At 71.5% G+C, this 20023-nt stretch carries 16 protein-coding genes and 2 pseudogenes; 13 read left to right on the forward strand and 5 right to left on the reverse strand.

Annotation, left to right across the window (positions count from 1 at the left end):
* Positions 1-102: 102 nt before the first annotated feature.
* Both ACLZN2_RS06350 and ACLZN2_RS06355 read left to right on the forward strand, forming a co-directional pair.
* The gene (locus ACLZN2_RS06350) at positions 103-1494 is read left to right on the forward strand and encodes a glycoside hydrolase family 16 protein (RefSeq protein ID WP_416977374.1); all 1392 of its coding nucleotides are present in this window, start codon (positions 103-105) and stop codon (positions 1492-1494) included.
* Between the two features lie 169 nt (positions 1495-1663).
* Positions 1664-3262 (forward strand): DUF4157 domain-containing protein, encoded by a 1599-nt coding sequence (locus tag ACLZN2_RS06355; RefSeq protein WP_416977375.1) that lies wholly within the window; start codon positions 1664-1666, stop codon positions 3260-3262.
* A 14-nt stretch (positions 3263-3276) separates the two neighbouring features.
* On the opposite strand, the gene ACLZN2_RS06360 is transcribed toward ACLZN2_RS06355, so the two are convergent.
* Positions 3277-4047, reverse strand: coding sequence for a 2-phosphosulfolactate phosphatase (locus tag ACLZN2_RS06360; RefSeq protein ID WP_416977376.1), 771 nt, complete (start codon positions 4045-4047; stop codon positions 3277-3279).
* 68 nt (positions 4048-4115) lie between these two features.
* A pseudogene (locus tag ACLZN2_RS06365) lies at positions 4116-4343 on the reverse strand (AraC family transcriptional regulator); the annotation flags it as partial.
* A 135-nt stretch (positions 4344-4478) separates the two neighbouring features.
* Between ACLZN2_RS06365 and ACLZN2_RS06370 the strand changes: the two are divergent.
* From ACLZN2_RS06370 to ACLZN2_RS06400, 7 genes and pseudogenes are all read left to right on the forward strand, one after another.
* Positions 4479-4718: pseudogene (locus tag ACLZN2_RS06370) on the forward strand (transaldolase family protein); the annotation flags it as partial.
* A 161-nt stretch (positions 4719-4879) separates the two neighbouring features.
* A complete protein-coding gene (zwf, locus tag ACLZN2_RS06375; RefSeq protein WP_416977377.1) occupies positions 4880-6415 on the forward strand; it encodes a glucose-6-phosphate dehydrogenase in 1536 nt (511 codons plus the stop codon).
* Positions 6412-7347 (forward strand): glucose-6-phosphate dehydrogenase assembly protein OpcA, encoded by a 936-nt coding sequence (gene opcA, locus ACLZN2_RS06380; RefSeq protein WP_416977378.1) that lies wholly within the window; start codon positions 6412-6414, stop codon positions 7345-7347. The genes zwf and opcA overlap by 4 nt, the downstream gene beginning before the upstream one ends.
* Complete coding sequence (pgi, locus tag ACLZN2_RS06385) at positions 7340-8980, forward strand: glucose-6-phosphate isomerase (RefSeq protein WP_416977379.1); 1641 nt, start codon at positions 7340-7342, stop codon at positions 8978-8980. The genes opcA and pgi overlap by 8 nt, the downstream gene beginning before the upstream one ends.
* A 9-nt stretch (positions 8981-8989) precedes the next feature.
* A complete protein-coding gene (gene gnd / locus ACLZN2_RS06390) occupies positions 8990-9871 on the forward strand; it encodes a phosphogluconate dehydrogenase (NAD(+)-dependent, decarboxylating) (protein ID WP_416977380.1) in 882 nt (293 codons plus the stop codon).
* Positions 9872-9877: 6 nt separating this feature from the next.
* Complete coding sequence (locus ACLZN2_RS06395; protein WP_416977381.1) at positions 9878-10471, forward strand: histidine phosphatase family protein; 594 nt, start codon at positions 9878-9880, stop codon at positions 10469-10471.
* A gap of 41 nt (positions 10472-10512) precedes the next feature.
* Positions 10513-11958 carry a membrane-associated oxidoreductase gene (locus tag ACLZN2_RS06400; protein WP_416977382.1) on the forward strand — a complete coding sequence of 482 codons (1446 nt, stop codon included), beginning with the start codon at positions 10513-10515 and terminating at the stop codon, positions 11956-11958.
* A gap of 10 nt (positions 11959-11968) precedes the next feature.
* On the opposite strand, the gene ACLZN2_RS06405 is transcribed toward ACLZN2_RS06400, so the two are convergent.
* Complete coding sequence (locus tag ACLZN2_RS06405; protein ID WP_416977383.1) at positions 11969-13795, reverse strand: bifunctional sugar phosphate isomerase/epimerase/4-hydroxyphenylpyruvate dioxygenase family protein; 1827 nt, start codon at positions 13793-13795, stop codon at positions 11969-11971.
* A 71-nt stretch (positions 13796-13866) separates the two neighbouring features.
* Positions 13867-14745, reverse strand: a complete 879-nt coding sequence (locus tag ACLZN2_RS06410; protein ID WP_416977559.1) for a shikimate dehydrogenase — start codon at positions 14743-14745, stop codon at positions 13867-13869.
* Positions 14746-14906: 161 nt separating this feature from the next.
* Between ACLZN2_RS06410 and ACLZN2_RS06415 the strand changes: the two genes are divergently transcribed.
* Both ACLZN2_RS06415 and ACLZN2_RS06420 read left to right on the forward strand, forming a co-directional pair.
* On the forward strand, positions 14907-15572 hold the full coding sequence (locus ACLZN2_RS06415) for a TetR/AcrR family transcriptional regulator (RefSeq protein WP_416977384.1): 666 nt from the start codon (positions 14907-14909) through the stop codon (positions 15570-15572).
* A 303-nt stretch (positions 15573-15875) separates the two neighbouring features.
* Positions 15876-17219, forward strand: coding sequence for an MFS transporter (locus ACLZN2_RS06420; RefSeq protein WP_416977385.1), 1344 nt, complete (start codon positions 15876-15878; stop codon positions 17217-17219).
* A gap of 154 nt (positions 17220-17373) precedes the next feature.
* Here the strand turns inward: ACLZN2_RS06420 and ACLZN2_RS06425 are convergent, their stop codons facing one another.
* Positions 17374-17823 carry a PPOX class F420-dependent oxidoreductase gene (locus ACLZN2_RS06425; RefSeq protein WP_416977386.1) on the reverse strand — a complete coding sequence of 150 codons (450 nt, stop codon included), beginning with the start codon at positions 17821-17823 and terminating at the stop codon, positions 17374-17376.
* A gap of 118 nt (positions 17824-17941) precedes the next feature.
* On the opposite strand from ACLZN2_RS06425, the gene ACLZN2_RS06430 reads away from it, so the two are divergent.
* Both ACLZN2_RS06430 and ACLZN2_RS06435 read left to right on the forward strand, forming a co-directional pair.
* Entirely contained in the window at positions 17942-18532 is a 591-nt protein-coding gene (locus ACLZN2_RS06430) for a TetR/AcrR family transcriptional regulator (RefSeq protein WP_416977387.1), read from the forward strand.
* Positions 18529-19977, forward strand: coding sequence for an MFS transporter (locus ACLZN2_RS06435; RefSeq protein WP_416977388.1), 1449 nt, complete (start codon positions 18529-18531; stop codon positions 19975-19977). The genes ACLZN2_RS06430 and ACLZN2_RS06435 overlap by 4 nt, the downstream gene beginning before the upstream one ends.
* Positions 19978-20023: the final 46 nt, after the last annotated feature.

Raw genomic sequence — 20023 nt, forward strand, 5'->3', positions numbered from 1 at the left:
TCTCGGGACGGAGAGCACATTGGGCGCACTTTGAGAGCGCTCTCAAAGCGTGCCCCACAGTGTCACCCGCACCCCACCCCTCCGTACCCGAGAGGTTCCCCCATGAGTGCTACCTCCGGCATGTCCAGACGGCGACGCGCTCTCGTCGCCGTCCTCGGCACCCTCGGCCTCGCGGCCGCGGCGGCGACGGCCGTCACCCTGCCCGCGAACGCCTCCGCGCCCACGCCCCCCTCGGGCTGGACGCAGGTCTTCGTCGACGACTTCAACGGCACCGCCGGCACCGGCGTCAACACCTCCAACTGGCAGTACAGCACCGGGACTTCGTACCCGGGCGGCCCCGCCAACTGGGGCACCGGCGAGGTCGAGACGATGACCAGCAGCACCAGCAACGTCTCCCTCGACGGCAACGGCAACCTGCGCATCACCCCGCTGCGCGACTCGGCGGGCAACTGGACCTCGGGCCGCATCGAGACCGTCCGCACCGACTTCCAGCCCCCGTCCGGCGGCAAACTCCGCGTGGAGGCCCGGCTGCAGATGCCGAACGTCACCGGCACCGCGGCCGAGGGCTACTGGCCGGCGTTCTGGATGCTGGGCGCCCCGTACCGGGGCAACTACCAGAACTGGCCCAGCGTGGGCGAGTTGGACATCATGGAGAACGTCCAGGGCCTGAACAAGGTCTGGGCGACGATGCACTGCGGCACCAACCCGGGCGGCCCGTGCAACGAGACCACCGGCATCGGCAACTCCACGGCCTGCCCCAACACCACCTGCCAATCCGGCTTCCACACCTACACGATGGAATGGGACCGCTCGGTCTCCCCCGAGGCGATCCGCTTCTACGTCGACGGCGTCAACTACCACACGGTGACGGCCAGTCAGGTCGACGCGACCACCTGGTCCAACGCCACCAACCACGGCTTCTTCGTCATCCTGAACGTCGCGATGGGCGGCGCCTTCCCCGACGCCCTCGGCGGCGGCCTGGACAGCGCCACCGAGTCGGGCCACCCGATGGTCGTCGACTATGTGCAGGTGCTCCAGGCCGCGGGCAGTGGGAGCGGTACCACCTCGCCCCCCTCCGGCAGCCGTGACGCCTACTCCACGATCCAGGCCGAGTCCTACGACAGCCAGTCCGGCATCTCGACCGAGACCACGACCGACACCGGCGGCGGCCAGAACATCGGCTACCTCGCCAACGGCGACTGGGCGCTGTACAGGGGCGTCAACTTCGGTTCCACGGCGGCGACTCAGTTCAGCGCCCGCGTCGCGAGCGGTGCGGCGTCCGGGATCAGCGGACTGGTCGAGGTACGCCTGGACAGCGCCACCGGCACGCCGATCGGCAGCTTCGCGGTCGCCAACACGGGCGGCTGGCAGACGTGGAAGACGGTTCCGGCCAACATCAGTTCCGTCACCGGCACACACGACGTGTATCTCACCTTCACCAGCGGCCAGTCGGCGGACTTCGTCAACGTCAACTGGTTCACGTTCGGCCACTGACCCCGGCCCGGGCCCGCGTCGGGCCCACCCGCCCCGCACGAACGGGGGCCCGGCGCCGTCCACTTGTCCTGTCCGCCGGGGCACGACATCTGCCCCGGCGGCTCTTTCCTCCCACGGCATCGGCGCGGTACGCAGGAAAGGACCGTCCCATCCGCCCGGAAGGCCCCTCGTGCGCACAGCGAAGCCCGGCAGAACTCCCGACGACTCGACCCACAAGGGCCCGGCGGCATCGGCGAGAACCAGTGGGCCGGACAACCGCCTTCTCGCCCTGCAGCGTACGGCCGGCAACGCGGCCGTCGTCCAACTGCTGCGCCGGGAAGGTCACTTCTCGGCTCCGGCACAGGAGGAGCACCGGCACGGCCCCGACTGCGGCCACCTGGACGCCGTACGGACCGCCGGTGCGGCCCCCGTCGTACAGCGGTCCGCGGTCCACGACGTGCTGCGCGGCGGCGGCCGGCCGCTCGACGACGCCACCCGTACGGACATGGAGTCCCGTCTCGGCGCCGACTTCTCCGACGTACGCGTCCACACCGGCTCCGCGGCCAGGGCGTCCGCGGCGGAGATCGGAGCCCGCGCCTACACGTCGGGCAACCACGTCGTCATCGGTGACGGCGGCGGTGACCGGCACACCCTCGCCCACGAGTTGACCCATGTGATCCAGCAGCGTCAGGGGCCGGTCGCGGGCACCGATCACGGCAACGGACTGCGGGTGTCGGACCCCTCGGACCGGTTCGAGCGGGAGGCGGAGGCCAACGCCGTCCGCGCCCTCGCGGGCCCGGCGCCGTCCACGGGACCCGCCTCGGCACACTCCACGGGCCAGGGCCACAGCGGCACCGGCGTGCTGCAGCGCCGCAAGGTCGAACTCAAGAAGGGCTCGCCCCAAGCGGCGGAGACCCAGGCCTTCGACGCCTTCTTCGCCGCCGTGGACAACGCGGTCGAGTGGGCCTACGACTACATCACCACCGCCCCGCAGCTCGGCCCCCTCGCCGACTACGACGGCCACACCAAGCGCTGGGTCGAGGTGTGGCAGGAATTCCACACCACGGGCAGAAGCGGCGGCATCTCCAAGGAGTTCGGCTACGCGGTCGAATCCATCGCCGAGGCCCGCCTGCAGGGCGCCGGAAACCCCGCGCTCCCCGCAGGCATGCACTACGCCACCCAGGTGACGTTCGGCACCACCAGGCCGGACTACGTCCTCTACTCGCAGGGAAACCCCGTCGGCGCCGTGGACATCACCGCCGCCGCCAGCACCGGCCACGTCCTCGACAAGACCGACTGGGACGGCCTGTTCGACCAGTTCGGCGAATCCGTCTACCCCTCGCTCAACCCCACGATCACGCACGGCATGCAGTTGGCCCACGGCAATGCCGCGCCACTCACCCGGCAGCAGGCCGACCAGCTCATGCAGCAGGCCGCGGCGAACCGCGCCGGCTGGGAGGAGAACTGGCGGCAGATGGCCCTCTCCTTCACGGTGGCCATGCAGCGCCTCGGCATCCTGAACGCCGAAGGCGGCGTCCAGAGCGGTGGCGATCCGATCGTCCGCGAACAACGGCGCCGGGGCGCGGTCTTCGACTGGATGACCAAGAACCTCGGCGTGACAGAGGCTGTCGCCGCACAGAACGCCACGGTGATGCTGCTCAAGTTCAACCCGAGCTGGCCCGCCTCCTTCTACTGCAACGACTCCACGGCGAGCGTGTCGCGCGGCGAGGCATTCCTGAGCTCGGTCTTCCCGGAGTGGCAGCAGCGCACGAGCACGAACAGAAACTGACGGGTGGCCCCGGATCAGCTGTGCCCCGCCTCGGGTACGGCGGTGAAGGCTCCGTCCGTGAGGACGGGCACGGTGGAACAGGCGTCCAGTTCGGCCGCGACCGTGACGTCCTCCGGGAAGCCGCCCCGGGCCAGCTCCCGCCCCGAGGCGCAGTCGGCCACGGCTTCCGCCACGTCCGGGGTCCCCACGAAGGCGGCCCGTGCGGCGGCGGCCTCGGGTGACAGCGGGCCGGCTCCCTGAGCGCGCAGTTCGGCGATGATCGCACCGGCCCCCAGCAGGTCCTCCGACGCGGGCCGCAGGCTGCCGTCGGGCCAGCGCTCACCGGCGGCGACGACAGCGACCGGGCGGTGCTCGGTCCCGTACCCCTGGGCGGCCAGGCGGCGCCCCACGGCCGTCGCGTTCCGCAGACAACCCGCGATCACGGTCGTACCGTCGGCCGCCGCGGCGATCGCCGAACCGTTGGGCGACGGCAGCACCAGCCGGGGCGTGAAGGGGGCTCGGCGGAGCGCGGCGGGCGAGAGCGACCAGGGCGCGTGCGGTGTCATCGCCCTTCGCCCGACGGCGAGTCGGGCCGCCCGCTCGTCGGCGAAGGTACGTGCGCCGGTATCCCGCCAGGGGTATGGGAAGACCTGGGTTCCGCGCTCGGCGGCGACGGTCACCGAGGTGGTGAAGGAAAGGACGTCGACCACGACGAGACAGGCGACGTCCGCGGCGAGCTGCCGGGCACCGACGGGACCCCACTCGAAACGTACGCCGTGCCCTTGCTGAAGGAACCAGTCAGTCATGGGAGGGGAGTCTCACCGCATACCGTCGACGGGATCAACCCCCACAGTCGGCAGGCGACGGTATGCGGGACGGCGCGCACCAGCGTGCGGCGGGAGTAGCCGAGGGCGTCGGCGTAGGCGCTGACGCTGTGCTGCGTGGCGAAGTCCCGTTCCACGGCGTCCCGGAAGAGGGTGAACGCGGACTCGGTCCGCCGCCCGGCCTCCGTGGAGCTGGTCGCGAGGTGGGCGAGGCGCAGCAGGAACGCGGTCAGGGAGTGCCGTAGCACCGACGTGTGCAGGGCGGGGGACAGGGTGGCCCTTCACCTCCGAGAAAGTCGCCGCCGCAGCCCGGGAATCCCTCGCTGCCGCGCGTGGTTGATCCGAACGCCAGAAAGAAGATGATCACAGTGACCGAAGCAACCGCGCCCACCGCGGAAGCCCTGAAGCGCCTCTCCGACGTGCGGGCCGCAGCCGATATTCTGCATTCCGTATACACCACATCGCATAGTGTCGACGGTCGCGTGTCGATCGAGATCGACCCCCGCCTCGCCCACGACACCGCGGCCACCGTCGCCGAGGCCAAGCAGCTCGCCTGGCTCGTCGACCGCCCCAAGGTGATGATCAAGATCCCGGCGACGAAGGCCGGCCTCCCGGCGATCACCGAGGCCATCGGCCCCGGCATCAGCGTCAACGCCATGCCGGAGGCCACCTGGCCGCCGGCGGCGCTCGGTGTCCCGTACGACGAGGTCGTCACCCGTCTGGAGGACGAGTGTGTCGCCAAGTTCGAGGCGGCGTGGGAGGACCTGCTGAGCACGGTCAGGAAGTCGCTGCAGAGCAAGGGAGCTGACGCGGAATGAGCACGACACCTGTGTGGGACAACCCCCTGCGGGATCCCCGTGACCGGCGTCTGCCCCGTATCGCGGGCCCGTCGGGCCTGGTGATCTTCGGGGTGACGGGCGACCTGTCCCGCAAGAAGCTGATGCCGGCCGTCTACGACCTCGCCAACCGCGGGCTGCTGCCGCCGGGCTTCTCACTGGTCGGGTTCGCCCGACGGGACTGGGAGGACCAGGACTTCGCGCAGGTCGTGCACGACGCGGTGCGGGAGCACGCGCGGACCCCGTTCCGCGAGGAGGTCTGGCAGCAGCTCGCCGAGGGCATGCGGTTCGTGCCGGGCGACTTCGACGACGACACCGCGTTCAAGCAGCTCAAGACGGCCGTCGAGGAGCTGGACACCTCGCGCGGCACGGGCGGCAACTTCGCCTTCTATCTCTCCGTGCCGCCGAGGTTCTTCCCGAAGGTCGTCGAGCAGCTGAAGAAGCACGGTCTGGCGAAGGCGCCGGAGGGGTCCTGGCGGCGGGCGGTCATCGAGAAGCCGTTCGGACACGATCTGGCGAGCGCCCGTGAGCTGAACGCGGTCGTGCACGACGTGTTCGAACCGGACCAGGTGTTCCGCATCGACCACTACCTGGGCAAGGAGACCGTCCAGAACATCCTGGCGCTGCGGTTCGCCAACACGATGTTCGAACCGATCTGGAACCGGTCGTTCGTCGACCATGTGCAGATCACCATGGCCGAGGACATCGGCATCGGCGGCCGCGCCGGCTACTACGACGGCATCGGCTCGGCCCGTGACGTCATCCAGAACCACCTCCTCCAGCTGATGGCACTGACCGCGATGGAGGAGCCCGCCTCCTTCGACGCGTCCTCGCTCCTCACCGAGAAGCTCAAGGTGCTCAAGGCGGTCAAGCTGCCCGAGGATCTCGGGAAACACACCGTGCGGGCGCAGTACGCGGGCGCCTGGCAGGGCGGCGAGAAGGTGCGCGGCTATCTGGAGGAGGAGGGCATCGACCCGGCGTCGACGACGGACACGTACGCCGCCGTGAAGCTGAACGTCGACAACCGTCGCTGGGCGGGCGTCCCCTTCTATCTGCGCACCGGCAAGCGGCTCGGCCGCAGGGTGACGGAGATCGCGGTCGTCTTCCAGTCGGCGCCCCACTCCCCCTTCGACTCCACCGCGACGGAGGAACTCGGCAAGAACGCGATCGTCATCCGCGTCCAGCCCGACGAGGGCATCACCGTCCGCTTCGGGTCCAAGGTGCCCGGCACCTCGATGGAGATCCGGGACGTCACGATGGACTTCGCGTACGGCGAGTCCTTCACGGAGTCCAGCCCGGAGGCGTACGAGCGCCTCATCCTGGACGTACTGCTCGGCGATGCCAACCTTTTCCCACGCCACCAGGAAGTGGAAGAGTCCTGGAAGATCCTCGACCCGATCGAGGAGTACTGGGCGGCCCACGGCAGGCCGGCGCAGTACCCCTCGGGCAGCTGGGGCCCCGAGGAAGCCGACGAGATGCTCGCACGAGACGGACGGAGCTGGCGCAGGCCATGAAGATCGACCTGACCGACACCACGGCAAGCAAGATCAACAAGGCGCTGGTGCAGGGTCGCCGCGCCATCGGCACACCCGCCGTGGGCATGGTCCTGACGATGGTGATCGTCACGGACGAGGAGAACGCCTACGACTCGATCAAGGCGGCCGAGGAGGCCTCGCACGAGCACCCCTCGCGCACCCTGGTCGTCATCAAGCGGCATGCCCGCACCCCGCGTGAGCGCACCCAATCGCGGCTGGACGCGGAGGTCCGCGTCGGCTCCGAGGCCGGCACCGGCGAGACGGTGATCCTCCGGACCTACGGCGAGGTGTCCGACCACGCCGACTCGGTGGTCCTGCCGCTGCTGCTGCCGGACGCGCCGGTCGTCGTGTGGTGGCCCGTCGACGCGCCCGAGTACCCGTCGAAGGATCCGCTGGGCGCGCTCGCGCAGCGTCGGATCACCGACCTGTACGCCGTCGAGAACCCGCTGCAGACGCTGGAGACCCGGATGCGCTCCTACGCGCCCGGCGACACCGATCTCGCGTGGACCCGGCTGACGCCGTGGCGTTCGATGCTGGCGGCGGCCCTGGACCAGGCCCGGGTGCCGATCGTGTCGGGGGCGGTGGAGGCCGAGGCGGAGAACCCGGCCGCCGAGCTGCTGGCCCGCTGGCTGGAGGCACGGCTCGCGGTCAGGATCGACCGTGTCGTCACCGCGGGCCCCGTCGTCACGGCCGTGCGGCTGGGCACCGCGAACGGCGAGATCGTCATCGACCGCCCCGAGGGCCCCCTCGCCACGCTCACCCTGCCGGGCCAGCCCTCGCGCACCCTCGCGCTGAAGGTCCGCACCACCTCCGAACTGATCGCCGAGGAGCTCAGGCGCCTCGACGCGGACGAGATGTACGCCGTCGCCCTCAGGGGCGAGGGCACCAAGGAGAACCCCTCTCATGTCTGACTCCCCCCGGCTCACGGTGCGGCCCGAGTGGGCCGCTCTGGCGGACCACCGCGCGCACTGGCACGCGCAGCTGCGTGAGCTGTTCGCTGCGGACCCCGGTCGCGCGGAGCGGTACGTGGTGCGCGTCGGCGACCTGCGCATCGACTACTCGAAGAACCTCGTCACCGACGAGACGCTGGCCCTGCTGACCGAACTGGCCACCGCCACCGACGTGTTCGGTCTGCGCGACGCCATGTTCCGCGGCAAGAAGATCAACATCACCGAGCGGCGCGCCGTCCTGCACACCGCGCTGCGCGCCCCCGCCGACACGGTCGTCGAGGTCGACGGCGAGAACGTCATACCCCAAGTGCACGCCGTACTCGCGAAGATGGGCGACTTCGCCGAGCGGGTCCGCTCCGGCGAATGGACCGGCCACACCGGCCGACGGATCAGTAACGTCGTCAACATCGGCATCGGCGGCTCGGACCTGGGCCCGGCGATGGCGTACGAGGCGCTACGGGCCTACACGGCACGGGACTTGACGTTCCGTTTCGTGTCGAACGTCGACGGCGCCGACCTGCACGAGGCCCTGCGGGACCTGGACCCGGCGGAGACGCTGTTCGTCGTCGCGTCCAAGACCTTCACCACGATCGAGACGATCACCAACGCCACCTCGGCCCGCTCCTGGCTCCTCGAGGGCCTCGGCGGCGACGTGAAGGCGGTCGCACGGCACTTCGTGGCTCTGTCGACGAACACCGAGAAGGTCACGGACTTCGGCATCGACACGGCCAACATGTTCGAGTTCTGGGACTGGGTCGGCGGCCGCTACTCCTACGACTCGGCGATCGGCCTCTCCCTGATGATCGCCATCGGAGCGGACCGCTTCCGCGAGATGCTCGACGGCTTCCACCTCGTCGACGAGCACTTCCGCACCGCCCCCGCCGAGGCCAACGCCCCGCTGATCCTGGGCCTGTTGGGCATCTGGTACGGCAACTTCCACGACGCCCAGTCGCACGCGGTCCTGCCGTACAGCCACTACCTGTCCAAGTTCACCGCCTACCTCCAGCAGCTCGACATGGAGTCCAACGGCAAGTCGGTGGACCGCGAGGGCCGGCCGGTCGACTGGCAGACCGGCCCGGTCGTCTGGGGCACGCCCGGCACCAACGGGCAGCACGCCTACTACCAGTTGATCCACCAGGGCACGAAGCTGATCCCGGCGGACTTCATCGGCTTCGCCCGCCCGGTCGACGAGCTGAGCGACGAACTCAAGGCGCAGCACGACCTGTTGATGGCCAACTTCTTCGCCCAGACCCAGGCGCTCGCCTTCGGCAAGACCGCCGACGAGGTCCAGTCCGAGGGCGTGCCCGAGGAGCAGGTCGCGCACCGCACCTTCCGGGGCAACCACCCCACCACCACGATCCTCGCGCCCGCACTGACACCGTCGGTCCTCGGCCAGCTCGTCGCGCTCTACGAGCACAAGGTGTTCGTGCAGGGCGCCGTGTGGAACATCGACTCCTTCGACCAGTGGGGCGTGGAGCTCGGCAAGGTCCTCGCCAAGCGCGTCGAACCCGCCCTCACCGAAGGCGCGGACGTCCCCGGCCTCGATCCCTCCACCGCCGCCCTCGTGGCCGCGTACCGCGAACTCAGGGAGTAGTGAACGGACATGCAGCTCGGTCTGATCGGTCTCGGCAAGATGGGCGGCAACATGCGCGAGCGCATCCGCCGCGCGGGCCACACCGTCGTCGGCTACGACCGCAACCCCGAACTGTCCGACGTCAAGGACCTCACGGAACTCGTCGAGCGGCTCGAAGCCCCGCGCACTGTCTGGGTGATGGTCCCGGCCGGCGCCCCCACCCAGTCCGTCGTCGACGAACTCGGCGGCCTCCTTCAGGCGGGCGACGTCGTCGTGGACGGCGGCAACTCCCGCTGGACGGACGACGAGAAGCACGCCGCCGAGCTCGGCGCCAAGGGCATCGGCTTCGTCGACGCCGGCGTCTCCGGCGGCGTCTGGGGCCTGGAGAACGGCTACGCGCTGATGGTCGGCGGCGACAAGGAGCACGTCGACCGGCTCCAGCCGATCTTCGACGCGCTCAAGCCCGAAGGCCCGTACGGCTATGTCCACGCGGGCAAGGTCGGCGCCGGGCACTTCTCGAAGATGGTCCACAACGGCATCGAGTACGCCATGATGCAGGCCTACGCCGAGGGCTGGGAGCTGCTGGAGAAGGTCGACTCCGTCACCGATGTGCGCGAGGTCTTCCGCTCCTGGCAGGAGGGCACCGTCATCCGGTCCTGGCTGCTCGACCTCGCGGTCAACGCCCTCGACGAGGACGAGCACCTCGACAAGCTGCGCGGCTGGGCGCAGGACTCCGGAGAGGGACGGTGGACGGTCGAGGCCGCCGTCGACCACGCCGTACCACTGCCCGCGATCACCGCGTCCCTCTTCGCGCGGTTCACGTCCCGTCAGGACGACTCCCCGCAGATGAAGATGATCGCGGCGCTGCGCAACCAGTTCGGCGGCCACGCCGTCGAGTCGGCGAAGGAGTAGACCGCCGTGGGGGATCTTCTCCTGGTCCGCCACGGCGAGACGGAGTGGAGCCGGTCGGGACAGCACACCAGCTGGACCGACCTGCCCCTCACCGACCTCGGTGAGAGACAGGCCAAGCAGCTCGCTCCCTTCTTCTCCGGGCGGCGCTTCTGCCTCGTCCTGGCCAGCCCGCTGCGGCGCGCGGTGCACACCGCCGAACTCGCCGGCATCGCCGGGGCCGTCGTCGAGTCCGACCTGCACGAGTGGGACTACGGGGCGTACGAAGGCATCACCACCGTCGAGATACACCGCACCCGCCCCACCTGGAACCTGTGGACCGACGGTGTACCGCCCGGCGCCGACGGTCACCCCGGCGAGTCGCCCGAGGAGGTCGGTCGGCGCGCCGACCGGGTGCTGTCCCGGGTCGACGCGGCACTCGCGGACTGCGGCGGAGACGCCGTACTCGTCGCCCACGGCCATTTCCTGCGGGTGCTGACGGCCCGTCGGCTCGGACTGCCGTCCGGACAGGGCCGGTTGTTCCAGCTGGCGACGGGGACGTACAGCAGGCTGTCCACGGAGCACGGCTGGCCCGTGATCGCGGAGTGGAACGTCAGGCCATAGCCGGTTGACACCGTCCGTAGGGCCCGCCAGAGTCGCCGCTGATGGAGATCGACGATCTGACACCGGCCGAACAACGCGTCTGGCGGGCCTTCGCCACGGGCGCGGAGGTGGACTTCCGCGACGGATCCGACGACTGGGGCCCCGAACGGACCGTACGAGCTCCGGTGTTGCGGAGGCTTCTCCTCAACGGCCCCCAGGAGCAGGGCGAGATAGCGGCCCTCAAGGTACGCGGCGCCCGCATCACCGGTGCGCTGGACCTGCGGTACGCGACGGTCGACAGCGTCGTCCATCTGACCCACTGCCGCTTCGAGGAGGCACCCGACCTCATCGGCGCCCATCTGCGCTATGTCAGCATGCGCGACTCGGAGATGCCCGGTCTGCAGGTGACCCGGGCCCGGATCGACGGCAGCCTGAGGCTGACGCGCTGCCGGTTCCGCGGGCCGGTCCGCGCGGACGGGGCACAGATCGCGGGCGCGCTGTTCCTGGAGGAGGCCGAGGCCACCGCCGCCGGCACGGACCGGCCCGCCCTCCACCTGCACCAGATCGGTGTCGACGACGACCTGTGCGCCCGCGGTCTGCGCGCCCGGGGCCTGATCCGGCTCGACGGGGCCACCGTCGCCGGGTCGCTCGACCTGGAGGACGCCGAGCTCAGCAACCCGGGTGCGAACGTGCTGGAGGCCGATGCGCTGGAGGTGGGCGCCAACCTGCTCGGCCGCCGACTCTGCGCGCAAGGGCGGATCGACCTGCGCGGCGCCCGGATACCGGGCCGGGTGGACCTGCTGCACGCGCGGCTGTCCAACCCCGGCGGCGCCGCCCTGCGGGTCAGCAGCTGTGTGATCGGCGAGCTCTGGCTGCGCCGGGGCCCCCGGGTGGAGGGCATGCTCAACCTGCGGCGGGCCGAGATCAACCAGCTCAGCCTGGAGCCGGAGATGCTCCCCGACCAGGTGCGCCTGCTCGACCTCACCTACGTCTTCCTCACTCCGCACGCCCCCGCCGAGGACCGGCTGCCGATGCTGGAGCGGGACGGTGTTCAGGGGTTCGACCCGCACGCATACGAACAACTGACGGCCGCATACCGCAGGACCGGCGACGACCAGGCCGCCCGGATCGTCCAGCTCGCCAAGCAGCGCCGCCGCCGGTCCACGCTCCCCTGGCCCGGGCGGCTGTGGGGGCACCTCCAGGACGCGGCCGTCGGCTACGGCTTTCGCCCGCTGCGCGCCGCCGTCTGGCTGCTGTCGCTGCTCGCCGTCGGCTCGGTCGCGTACTCCGGGCACCGTCCGCCGCCGCTCAAGGCGGACGAGGCACCCGACTTCGACCCCGTCTTCTACACCCTGGACCTGCTGCTGCCGGTGATCTCGTTCGGGCAGGAGAGCGCGTTCGCCCCGCGCGGCGGGTATCAGACGCTGTCGTACGTCCTCGTCGTCGCCGGCTGGATCCTGGCCACGACCGTCGCCGCCGGCGTGACCAGGACGATCAGCCGCCAGTAGGCCGGCCCCGTCAGCGTGCGGTGCGCTGGGCGGCGAGCCGCACCGGCGCGTTGGCGGCGCCGTAGCCCCGGTAGCCGCCGTCGCGCTGGACGAGTTCGAAGAACACGCGGCCGACGGTGCGGGTGTAGCAGTGCCGGAAGACACCGTGCGCGTCCCGGTCGTAGAGGATGCCGAGCTCCCGGTAGGTCTCCAGCTCGCCGTCGTCGAACTCGAAACGGGCCGCGAGGTCGTCGTAGTAGTTGGCGGGGATCGGCAGCAGGCTCCCGCCGGCCGCGGTGAGGCGGCGGGCGGCGGCGACCACGTCGGCGGTGGCCAGCGCGATGTGCCGGGCGTGCGCGGTGTCGTCGCCGGGGGCGGCGCCTACGGTCAGCGGGAAGCGGACGGCGCCGTCGGCGCTGGTCACGGCCCGGCTGCGGAGCAGTCCGTAGGGGTCGGCGACATCGACGCTCTCCTGCGGGTCGAGGCCGAGGACACCGCGGTGGAAGAGGACGGCCTCGTCGAACTGGTGCCAGGGCTGGGTGAGCGCCACATGGTCGACGCGCAGGTCGCCGGAGGGCGCCGGGGTGTGCGGGACGTCCTCGAAGTCGGCGCGCCAGTCGGGCAGCCCGGGGCGGTTCGTGGCGCAGAGGAAGAGTTCGGTGCCGTCGGGGGCGGCGACCGCGTCGAGGGGTGCGTCCTCGGCGGCGCGACGGCGGGGCAGGACGGGGGCGAGCAGGGCCTCGGCGCGGCGGGCGGCGGCGGCCGGGTCCGGGGACTCCAGGCCGATCGCGGCGAGGGTGGTGCCGTCGATGGGGGTCCCCCCGCGCGAGCGAAGCCGGGAGTGGGGGAGGGCGGCCGGTCCGGTGTTGACCAGGATCCGGGCCTCGCCCTGCTCCCACAGCTCGACGGGCTTGCCGCGGTGGCGGGCGGTGCGGGCGAAGCCGAGGGTGCCGAGGAGTGCGCCGACGGGTTCGGCGTCGGGGGTGACCAGCTCGGTGAAGGCGATCCCGGTGGGGGCGGCCGGGGCGGGGAGGGTGGCGATGCCGAGTTCCTCCTGGAGCATCAGCAGGGAGCGGCGGGCGTCGACGGCGGTGGGGCCGGCCTCGGCCTGCCGGAAGACGTCGTTGAAGACTTCCAGGGAGAGCGGTCCGTCATAGCCTGTATGCAGTACACGGCGTACAAGATCCACCACATTGAATCCACCCTGCCCGGGGAAGCAGCGGTGGTGGCGGCTCCACTGCAGGACGTCCATGCCGAGCAGCGGCGCGTCGGCCAGCTGCAGGAAGTAGATCTTCTCGCCGGGGATGTCCGCGATGCCTTTGAGGTCCCTGGGCTCGGAGCCCCGGGAGAGGATGTGGAAGCTGTCCAGGCAGGTGCCGAGCGCGGGGTGGCCGGCGGTGTCGACGATGCGCCAGGCGTGGTCGTACGTGCTGACGTGCCGTCCCCAGGCGAGCGCCTCGTAGGCGACACGGACGCCGAAGTCCTGCGCGAGGTCGGCGAGCCGGGAGAGCTGCTCGGCGGCGAGTGCGTCGTCGTCCACGGCGAGCGGGGAGACACTGGAGCAGACCAGGACGGTGTCCGTACCGAGCCTGCCCATCAGCTCGAACTTGTGGCGGGCGCGGCGCAGCGTGCGGGCGAACTCGGCCTCGGGCACGGCCTCGACGTCGCGCATCGGCTGGTAGAGGTCGACGGTGAGCCCCAGGTCCGCGCAGCGGGCACGGATGTCCTCGGGAGCGAGGGGGCTCGCGAGCAGGTCGTTCTCGAAGATCTCGACGCCGTCGAAGCCGGCACGGGCGGCGGCCGTCAGCTTCTCGGTGAGGGATCCGCTCAGGGAGACGGTGGCGATGGACGTACGCACCTGGGCACCTCGTGGTTCTGGTCGCTTCGGGGTGGCGACGGCGGGGCTGCTGGGGGGCGGAGAGGCCGGGGCTACTTGGGGGCGGGGACGGCGCCGGCCAGTTCGGCGATGTCGGCGAGCATGCGGGCGCTGTCGGGTTCCCGCCCGGTGAACAGGCGGAACGCGTCCACCGCCTGGAAGACGGCCATGCCGCCGCCGTCGAGCGTGGCGCAGCCCAACGCGCGGGCGGTGCGCAGCAGTTCGGTCTCCAGGGGGCGGTAGACGACCTCGGCGACCCACAGATCGGGCCGCAGCAGTCCCGCCGGGAAGGGCAGGCCGGGGTGGGCGGCCATGCCGGTGGGCGTGGCGTGGACGACGCCGTCGGCGTGGGCGAGCAGCTCGGGCAGCCGGTCGGGGCCCGACGCGGCCGCCCGCCCCTGGCCGAAGTGACGGTTCAGCACGGCGGCGAGCCGCGCGGCCCGCTCGGGCAGCGCGTCGACGACGGTCACCCGGCCGGCGCCGAGGGTCAGCGTGGCGTGCGCGACGGCCGCGCCCGCGCCGCCCGCGCCCAGTTGCACGACCCGCTCCAGCGGAACGTCGGGCAGACCCCGGGCGAACGACGCGGCGAACCCGGTGACGTCCGTGTTGTGGCCCACGGCCCGGCCGCCGCTCTCGAACACGACCGTGTTGACCGCGCCGAGCGCCTCGGCCTGCGGCGAGAGCGCGTCGAGGTGCTCGATCACCAGCTGTTTGCACGGATGGGTGATGTTCAGCCCGTCGAAGCCCAGGTCGCGGGCGGCCCGCACCAGGTCGCCGACCGCCTGCGGAGCGGCCCCGAGGACGTCGATGTCGATCAGCCGGTACAGATAGCGCAGCCCCTGCCGGTCGGCCTCTCTCTCGTGCAGCGCGGGGCTGAGCGACGGGCCGATGCCTGAACCGATCAGTCCGACGAGATACGAGTCCTTGGTCACGTCCTTGGTCACGGAGGACCTCCTGAGCGGCTGGCTAATGTACGAACTGGTGAGTTAGTCATAACATCCTGCCGGGCCACCGGGGAAGCCCCTCTCACGTCACGGGACGGGATCGGCTCCTAGAATCGCCGCACAGCAGCCACGCCGCCCGAAGGAACCCGATGACCAGCGTCGACGAACCGGCACGATCCAACGGGCGCACACGTGACGCCGCCCGGACCCAGGCCGAGATCCTGGACGTGGCGACCCGGGAGTTCGCCCGCGCCGGCTACGCCGGGGCCCGCGTCGACGACATCGCCGCCCGCACCAGCACCACCAAGCGGATGATCTACTACTACTTCGGCGGCAAGGAACAGCTCTTCACCGCCGTCCTGGAGCGCGCGTACGGCGTGATCCGCGAGGCCGAGCAGCGGCTCGACGTGGAACACCTGGACCCGGTGGCGGCGATCCGGCGCCTGGCCGAGCTGACCTTCGACCATCACGAAGCGCACCCGGACTTCATCCGCCTGGTCAGCATCGAGAACATCCACGAGGCCGAGCACATCGCCGCCTCCGAGGAACTCGGCAGGATCGGCTCCCCCGCACTCGACGTGATCCGCCGCATCCTCGCCGCCGGCCAGGAGTCCGGGCTGTTCACCGCCGAGGTGGACGCCGTCGACCTGCACGCGATGATCAGCTCGTTCTGCTTCTTCCGGGTGTCCAACCGGCACACCTTCGGCGTGCTGTTCGGGCGCGATCTGGTGGATCCGGCGCAGCGGGAGCACTACCGGACCATGCTCGGTGACATGGTGATCGCGTACTTGACGGCGGAGCGGGCGGGGGACTGACCGCGGACCGGTCGACGGCCGACCGCAGACCGCAGACCGCAGACCGCAGACCGTCCGCAGCGAACCGACGACCGTCGACCACACACAGCAGATTGCATACCGCCGACCCCAGATCCTTCCGGCGAGACCTATTGACAGCGGAGAAACATCGGCGCAACATCACTGGCCATCCGCCACTAACTACCCAGTGGGTTAATTAGCCGGGCAACCGACCCGGTGCAGCCGCCCCGCACCCCAGGGATCCGGCCCTTCTCCCCTTGTCTCACTCCCGCGTACGTTGGAGTTCCCCCGAAGGAGCACGCCGTGTCCGTCCCCGCCGCAGCACCCCCCGGCCAGCCGAAGAAAGCCGCCACGGCGGCATGGATCGGCAGCGCCCTGGAGTACTACGACTTCTTCATCTACGGCAGCGCGGCCGCGCTGATCTTCCCGAAGGTCTTCTTCGACGAGTCGGACCCGGCCACCGCGACCCTGCTGTCGCTGGCCACCTTCGGTGTCGCCTACGCGGCCCGGCCCGTCGGCGCGCTGTTCCTCGGGCACTTCGGTGACCGCGTGGGCCGTAAAAAGGTCATGGTGTTCACGCTGATCCTGATGGGCGTGTCGACGTTCCTGATCGGCTGTCTGCCCACCCGCGCCCAGGTCGGCGGGCTCGCGCCGGTCCTGCTGGTCCTGTGCCGCGTGCTGCAGGGCATCTCCGCCGCCGGCGAGCAGGCCAGCGCCAACTCGATGACGCTCGAACACGCGCCGCCGCACCGGCGCGGCTTCTTCACCAGCTTCACCCTGAGCGGCACCCAGGGCGGGCAGCTGCTGGCGACGCTGGTCTTCATCCCGGTCGCGGCGCTGCCCGAGGACCAGCTGCTGTCGTGGGGCTGGCGGGTGCCGTTCTGGATGAGCATCGCGGTCGCCGTGGTCGGCTATGTCATCCGGCGCAAGCTGGAGGAGACCCCCGCCTTCGAGGCGCAGCAGGCCACGGGTGAGGTCGTGAAGCTGCCGCTGGCGGTGCTGCTGCGCGAGCACTGGGCGGATGTGCTGCGGGTGATCGGGGGTGCGCTCATCGCCTCGGTCAGCACGATCTTCACGGTGTGGGCGCTGGCGTACGCGACGAGCGACGCGGTCGGCATGGACCGTTCCTCGATGCTGTGGGTCGGTGCGCTCGCCAACCTGGTCGCGCTGGGCGCCATCCCGGCGTGGGCCACGCTCTCCGACCGCATCGGCCGCCGCCCCGTGTACCTGATCGGCGCGGTGGGCAGCGCGGTGGCGATGTTCCTGTACCTGTGGGCGATCTCCACCGGCTCCTACCCGCTGACCCTGGTCCTGGGGATCGTCACCTTCGGTGTGGTGTACAGCGCCGCGAACGGCGTGTGGCCGTCCTTCTACGGCGAGATGTTCTCCACGCGGGTCCGGCTGTCGGGCATGGCGATCGGCACGCAGATCGGTTTCGCCGTGGCCGGTTTCGCGGTCACGTTCGCGGCGCAGATCGCCGGCCCGGACGGCGCCGACTGGTCGTCGGTGGCGCTGTTCACGGCGGCGCTGTGCCTCCCGCCGGTGATCGCGGCCCTGTCGGCCCGGGAGACCGCGAAGGTCCCGACCGAGCAGCTCGGCGTGCGGGGTGTCCCCGAGGTCTCCCGTCCGGAGACGGTCACCGCCTGACCCGGCGCCGCCCCGCCACCAGCGACCGAGCCCCCGGACGCCCCCCGCGGCTCCGGGGGCTCGGTCATGCGCCGCCCCCTCACCCCTGGCCGGCTCACCCCTGGTCGGCTCACCCCTGGTCGGCTCACCCCTGGTCGGCTCACCCCTGGTCGGCTCACCCCTGGCCGGCCGCCCGCGGAATCCCGTACGCCCGCTCCACCCGCAGCCGGGCGACCAGGCGGCGGTCGCGGACCATGGCGGCTCGGAAGTCGTCCCAGTCGGGGTGCTCGCCCACGACGTCGCGGTAGAGGCGGACGAGTTCCTCCACCGTGTCGTCGTAGGGGCCGGCGGCGACCGGGGTGAGGTCGGCGGCGGCCTCCACGACGGTGTAGGCGCGGCGGTCGGCGGTGGTGACGTGGTAGGAGGCGCGGGGGTCGCGGCGCAGGTTGCGGGTCTTGGCGCGGTCGTCGGTGACGGAGATCCGGATGACGCCCTCGTCGGGGTAGTAGTGGTGGCTGACGTTCGACAGCTGGGGGCGGCCGTCCCGCTTGAGTGTGACCAGTACTCCGCTGCGGCCCTCGGAGAGCAGGGCGAGCAGTGCGTGGCGCGTCGTGTCCTGAGTCATGCCCCGCACAACCGGCGCACACTGAGGCGCATTCCCCCACCGCACTCCCCCACTGCGCTCCGGTGAGCCGCCCGACCACGCGTAGACACTGTCTACCATCGAGTGGTAGACAGTGTCTATGAGCGAACCCGAGAAGCCGGACCCCGATCTGCGGACCCGTCTCGTCGACGTCGGCGTGGACCTGGTCGCCCTGGAGGGCGCCGGTGCGCTGACCCTGCGGGAGATCGCCCGCCGGGCCGGCGTGTCCCATGGCGCGCCCCGCCGCCACTTCCCCACCCATCTGGAGCTGCTGTCGGCCATCGCCCGCCGCGGCTTCACCCAACTGGGGATCCGGGTGACGACGACACTCGGCGGCAAGGGCACGGACCCGCGCGCACAGCTCACCGAACTGGGGCGCTCCTACCTGGAGTTCGCGCTGGGCAACCCCGGCATGTACGAGTTGATGTTCCGTCACGATCTGCTGGAGAGCGGGCACTTGCGGCTGCGGGACACCAGCCTGCCGTTGTTCGGTGTCCTGGTGGACCTGGTGGGCCGGGCCCGTCCGGACGCCGACGCGCGTGCGGTCGCGGGGGCGCTGTGGGCGAACCTGCACGGCATCGCCCAGCTGTGGGGCTGGGGCAGTCTCCAACTCGCCACGGGCGCCGAAGACTTCACTCCCCTGCTGCGGACGGCGCTCGATGCGCACCTCGGGCCGGAGGACGGCCGGTGAACCGTCCCCTGGCTCTGGCGAGCAGTGTGGCAGGGGCGGTGGTCGTCGCCCTGGACGGCACCGTGCTCACCGTCGCCCAGCCGACCCTGCGCCGCGACCTGCACGCCTCCCTCGCCCAGGTGCAGTGGACGAGCACCGGCTATCTCGTCGCCGTGGCGGGCCTGTTGGTGTTCTCGGGGCGGCTCGGCGACCTCTTCGGGCACCGCCGTACGTTCGCCGTCGGCATGCTCGGCTTCGGGGCCGCGTCGGCGGGCATCGCGGTGGCGCCGACCGTGGGCTGGGTGATCGGACTGCGTGTCGTACAAGGGGTGTTCGGGGCGCTGCTGCAGCCGGCCACGCTGGGCATGCTGCGGGCGTCGTTCCCGCCGGACCGGCTGCGCACGCCGATCGCCGTACGGACGGCGGCCATCGGGGTGGCGGCCGCGGCCGGGCCGGTGGTGGGCGGGGCGCTCGCCACGTCGTACGGCTGGCGGGCGGTGTTCCTGCTCAACATCGCGCCCGCACTGGTCTTCGGCGTGCTCGCTCTCGTCTCCCGCGAGGACAAACGGCCGCCCGCCGGCGTCCCGCTGGACATGCCCGGCGCCTGCCTGCTCGCCGCGGCGCTCGTCTGTCTGGTGCACGCGCTGGTCACGCTCCCGGCCGCGACCTGGTCCGCACCGGCGGCGCTCCTCGCGGCGGTCGCCTTCGTACGGCACGAGCTGCGGACGCCCGCGCCTCTGCTGCCGCCGGACATCGTCCTCTCCCCCGCGGTCGGCGGCGCCCTCGCCCTGCTGGTCACCGCGTCGGCGGCCCTCAACGGCGGGCTGTTCGCCTGTGTCTACGTCCTCCAGGACGGCCTCGGGCTCACCGCCCTGCACAGCGCGCTGCTCAGTCTGCCGCTGGCCGTGTTCCTGATCGCGGCGGCGCCCGTGTCAGCGGTGCTGCTGCGCCGGGCGGGCGCCCGGGCCGCGGTCACGGGGGCGACGGCCGTCCTCGGCGCCGGTCTGCTGGTGCTGGCCCTCGCCCCGGGCGAGGAGGCCTTCGCCGTCGGGTTCGCCCTGGTGGGCGCCGGGTTCGGGACCGTGATGGTGGCGGCGACCCATGTCGTCGTACGGCAGGCTCCCGCCGAGGCGGCCGGGGTGTCGGGCGGACTGCAGCAGACGGCGATGAACCTCGGACCGGTGCTGGGCGTCGCCGCGGCGACCGTGCTCACGGGCCTCGGCCCGGCCTGGACACCGATGGCCGTACTGGGCGTGGCGGCCCTCGCGGCGCTCCCGGTCTGCCGTGCGCTGCCGGGACGCCCCGCGCCCGCCGACGCCCCGGCGCACGCCCCCGCGCCCGCCCCCACACACGCTGACGCGCACGCCCCGGCCGGAGTCACCGCCGGCCGAAGCGACACACCCCACACCGCTCACGGCGTGGAAAGCAGTCCGCACGCCCGTTCCCTGGGCGACCATGAGCACTGAGGTCGGGAGGGACGCCCCGGACCGCACCTCGCAGATACGCACCGGA

Source organism: Streptomyces sp. T028 (genome assembly GCF_048159505.1).
Taxonomy (GTDB): Bacteria; Actinomycetota; Actinomycetes; order Streptomycetales; family Streptomycetaceae; genus Streptomyces.

What these genes read in the sequence shown, in the direction of transcription:
- ACLZN2_RS06400 (WP_416977382.1), top strand. Translation starts at nt 10,513, where the DNA reads ATGGAGATCGACGATCTGACACCGGCCGAACAACGCGTCTGGCGGGCC.
- ACLZN2_RS06360 (WP_416977376.1), bottom strand. Translation starts at nt 4,047, where the DNA reads ATGACTGACTGGTTCCTTCAGCAAGGGCACGGCGTACGTTTCGAGTGG.
- opcA (WP_416977378.1), top strand. Translation starts at nt 6,412, where the DNA reads ATGAAGATCGACCTGACCGACACCACGGCAAGCAAGATCAACAAGGCG.
- ACLZN2_RS06350 (WP_416977374.1), top strand. Translation starts at nt 103, where the DNA reads ATGAGTGCTACCTCCGGCATGTCCAGACGGCGACGCGCTCTCGTCGCC.
- zwf (WP_416977377.1), top strand. Translation starts at nt 4,880, where the DNA reads ATGAGCACGACACCTGTGTGGGACAACCCCCTGCGGGATCCCCGTGAC.
- pgi (WP_416977379.1), top strand. Translation starts at nt 7,340, where the DNA reads ATGTCTGACTCCCCCCGGCTCACGGTGCGGCCCGAGTGGGCCGCTCTG.
- ACLZN2_RS06425 (WP_416977386.1), bottom strand. Translation starts at nt 17,823, where the DNA reads ATGACTCAGGACACGACGCGCCACGCACTGCTCGCCCTGCTCTCCGAG.
- ACLZN2_RS06415 (WP_416977384.1), top strand. Translation starts at nt 14,907, where the DNA reads ATGACCAGCGTCGACGAACCGGCACGATCCAACGGGCGCACACGTGAC.
- ACLZN2_RS06430 (WP_416977387.1), top strand. Translation starts at nt 17,942, where the DNA reads ATGAGCGAACCCGAGAAGCCGGACCCCGATCTGCGGACCCGTCTCGTC.
- gnd (WP_416977380.1), top strand. Translation starts at nt 8,990, where the DNA reads ATGCAGCTCGGTCTGATCGGTCTCGGCAAGATGGGCGGCAACATGCGC.